Annotated in this window: 3 protein-coding genes; 2 read left to right on the top strand and 1 reads right to left on the bottom strand. The window is 41.8% G+C overall.

Features of this window, described 5'->3' with window-relative positions:
• Together L1D50_RS22420 and L1D50_RS22425 are read left to right on the top strand one after the other, a co-directional pair.
• Window positions 1–1174: sulfatase-like hydrolase/transferase (locus tag L1D50_RS22420; protein ID WP_239966880.1), on the top strand; the 1174-nt coding region annotated here is incomplete at its 5' end.
• Window positions 1164–1544 carry a diacylglycerol kinase gene (locus L1D50_RS22425; protein WP_010605037.1) on the top strand — a complete coding sequence of 127 codons (381 nt, stop codon included), beginning with the start codon at window positions 1164–1166 and terminating at the stop codon, window positions 1542–1544. The genes L1D50_RS22420 and L1D50_RS22425, both read left to right, overlap by 11 nt.
• Window positions 1545–1611: 67 nt before the next feature.
• Here the strand turns inward: L1D50_RS22425 and L1D50_RS22430 are convergent, their stop codons facing one another.
• Window positions 1612–2847, bottom strand: coding sequence for a DEAD/DEAH box helicase (locus tag L1D50_RS22430; protein WP_239966881.1), 1236 nt, complete (start codon window positions 2845–2847; stop codon window positions 1612–1614).
• Window positions 2848–3008 lie beyond the last annotated feature (161 nt).

Raw genomic sequence — 3008 nt, forward strand, 5'->3', positions numbered from 1 at the left:
CATTAATTTTGTTTCAATTACCTTCATCTCTTTGATAGCCTTTAGCTTTTATCAAAACTATGCCTCCGTTGGTAGAAACAATAAAGAAGTCGCAAGCTATATCACGCCATTTTCATTTTATATTGCAGGATATAAATACCTGAGAGATAACTATTTTTATCCTTCATTACCATTTCGATTACTAGATAAAACACCTGCTTTAGCTTCCAAATCAAGTGCTAATATCACCGTTATCGTTGTTGGTGAAACTGCACGTGCAAGCAACTTTTCACATGGAGGCTATAAAATAGATACTAACGAATACACTAAACAGGACGGCATCAAATATTTCAGTAACATGTCATCTTGTGGCACAGCGACAGCAATTTCAGTACCCTGTATGTTTTCACGGCTAGATAGAGCACATTACAATAGCCGTCTTGCTCAGAGCCAAGATAACGTGCTTGATGTGATCCACAGGGCTGGCGCCGAAGTGTTTTGGATAGACAATAATAGTAGTTGTAAAGGTGTATGTAATCGGGTTGAGAATTATCGGATTGATACTAACAAGGATAACCCGCTGTGCGACGGTAAGTATTGCTTTGATGAGGTACTAATCCCATCACTTATGACTACCATAAACAACGCGCAAACAAGCAATATTGTTGTTGTCTTACATATGATTGGCTCGCATGGCCCAACTTATTATCGCCGCTACCCTAAAACACAGCAAAAATTCCTCCCAGATTGCCAACGTAGCGATATCCAAAATTGTACGCCTCAAGAATTAGTGAACACCTATGACAATACCATCGCTTACACAGATTTAGTGTTGCACAAAATCATTACACAACTGTCTTCGTTAGACGCAGAAACAGTCAACATGCTCTATGTTTCCGATCATGGCGAATCACTTGGTGAAACCGGATTATATTTACATGGCTTTCCATATCGTCTAGCACCTAAAGAACAAACTCAGATCCCGATGATTTACTGGAGTAACCGCCTAACAAATAAAAGCTACAGTGGTTGCATTGACGCTGTAAAACAGCAACCCCTTTCTCATGACAATATCTACGATACGTTACTTGGCTTAACCCAAGTTAATTCGAAAACCTATCAGTCCAAAAATGACATATTTGCAACCTGTGAAACTCAATTACTCGCAACTAATGGAGAAACTAATGCATTTTGATAACACCAATAAGCCAACTGGAGCAAAACGACTATTGCTGGCGCTTGGACACTCATTTAGAGCGTTTAATTGGCTCACAAAAAATGAATCCGCCTTTCGGCAAGAGCTTATTCTACTGCTGGTTACTATCATTTTGCTGTTTACACTTGAACTTTCACTCTATGAGCGCGTTATGTTGTTTTGTGCAACGCTGTTTGTGATGTTTGCAGAGATAGTAAATACTGCTATTGAAGCAACAATTGATAGAGTCGGTTTAGAAATCCACCCACTGTCGGGGCTTGCCAAGGACTTGGGCTCTGCAGGCGTGTTGATCGCACTTATCGTTTTTATCTGTATCTGGGGCAGCTGTTTATATCAAAACCTCTACTAGTAATTAATGGCCAATGATGCTTATGTTTGGATGAGAGAAGCCAAACATAAGCTTTAGCGCTAAGCCATTACTTCCTTTTACGCTTGGTTCTTGTTCCCAAAATACGCTTTTTGTCTCTTTGCTTCTTAGATTTACCAGAATTACGGCGAGTGTCTTTAGGCTCTTTGGTTAAATCAGGTTCATAGCCTGGCAGCCATTGCGGTGCAAATCGCTCATCTAAGAAAATTTCTATTTCTTCTAGTAGCCACTGTTCATCAATACTCACAAGCGAAATGGCTTGGCCATTTTGTCCAGCACGACCACTACGGCCGATACGGTGCACATAGTCTTCAGCAACATAGGGTAACTCAGCATTGAAGACATAGTTTAGCGAGTCAATGTCAATGCCACGAGCTGCTACATCCGTTGCAACCAAGACGCGAATTTCACCTGATTTGAATTGAGATAGCGCTTTGTCACGCGCGCCTTGAGACTTATCACCGTGGATCGCTGCGGTTTTAAGGCCATCCTTATTCAATTCTTTTGCGTAGCTATCAGCACTATTTTTTGTGCGAGTAAACACCAGTACCTGATGCCAATTATTTTTGCCAATCAAGTGGGAGATCAATTCACGTTTGCGATCTTCGTCTACCGAATAGAAAGTTTGCGTAACTGTGCTTGCGGTGCTGTTCTGAGATTCAACTCCTACTCGCTTAGGGTCGTTCAACCAAGGCTTTACTTGGGATAACACAGCATCGTCAACCGTAGCTGAAAATAGCAACGTTTGACGCTTAAGCGGCATAGTTCGCATGATCCGCTTAATTTCCCCCATAAACCCCATATCTAACATGCGATCTGCTTCATCGAAGACCAAGTGTTGAATATTTTTGAGTGTTAATGTGCCTTTGATTAGGTGGTCAAGTAAACGCCCAGGTGTCGCAACCACTATGTCAACGCCCGCTCTTAAGCGCTTTTCTTGCGGACCAATATTTGCACCGCCATATAAGCACACGACATTTAGGCCGGTGCTACCCACTAACTTTTCAGTATGCTCAGCAACCTGCTGCGCCAACTCACGAGTTGGGGTAAGTATCAGCGCCCTAACCCGTTTCTCATCTTGCACGCCACCTATCAGCATGGAATGCAAAATCGGCAGCATGAAGGCAGCAGTCTTACCGGTTCCAGTTTGGGCACTTGCAATTAAATCAAAACCACTGAGCAGAAGTGGAATACTCTTTTCTTGGATTGGTGTTGGTGACGCAAACCCAAGCTCGGTAATTGTGCTTAGTAGTTCAGGGTGAAGTTGTAATTCGCTAAATGTCATTGGAGGTCAGTGCCTATTACCAAAATTGTGCGGATTATAGCAAAGAAATAGACAAGGTTATAAAGCGGTAGCAAGTAATAGTTTAAGTAAGTAAAACAACGCAAGAAGCTCACGGTAATAATTTTATAACTTGGTCAAAACCAAAAAACAACATTATTACC

Origin of the sequence: Pseudoalteromonas sp. Isolate6 (assembly GCF_022398435.1) — a bacterium.
GTDB classification, from domain to species: domain Bacteria; phylum Pseudomonadota; class Gammaproteobacteria; order Enterobacterales; family Alteromonadaceae; genus Pseudoalteromonas; species Pseudoalteromonas galatheae.

Excerpts from the sequence above, each read along its gene's own strand:
- L1D50_RS22425 (WP_010605037.1), top strand. The coding sequence starts at position 1,164 with ATGCATTTTGATAACACCAATAAGCCAACTGGAGCAAAACGACTATTG.
- L1D50_RS22430 (WP_239966881.1), bottom strand. The coding sequence starts at position 2,847 with ATGACATTTAGCGAATTACAACTTCACCCTGAACTACTAAGCACAATT.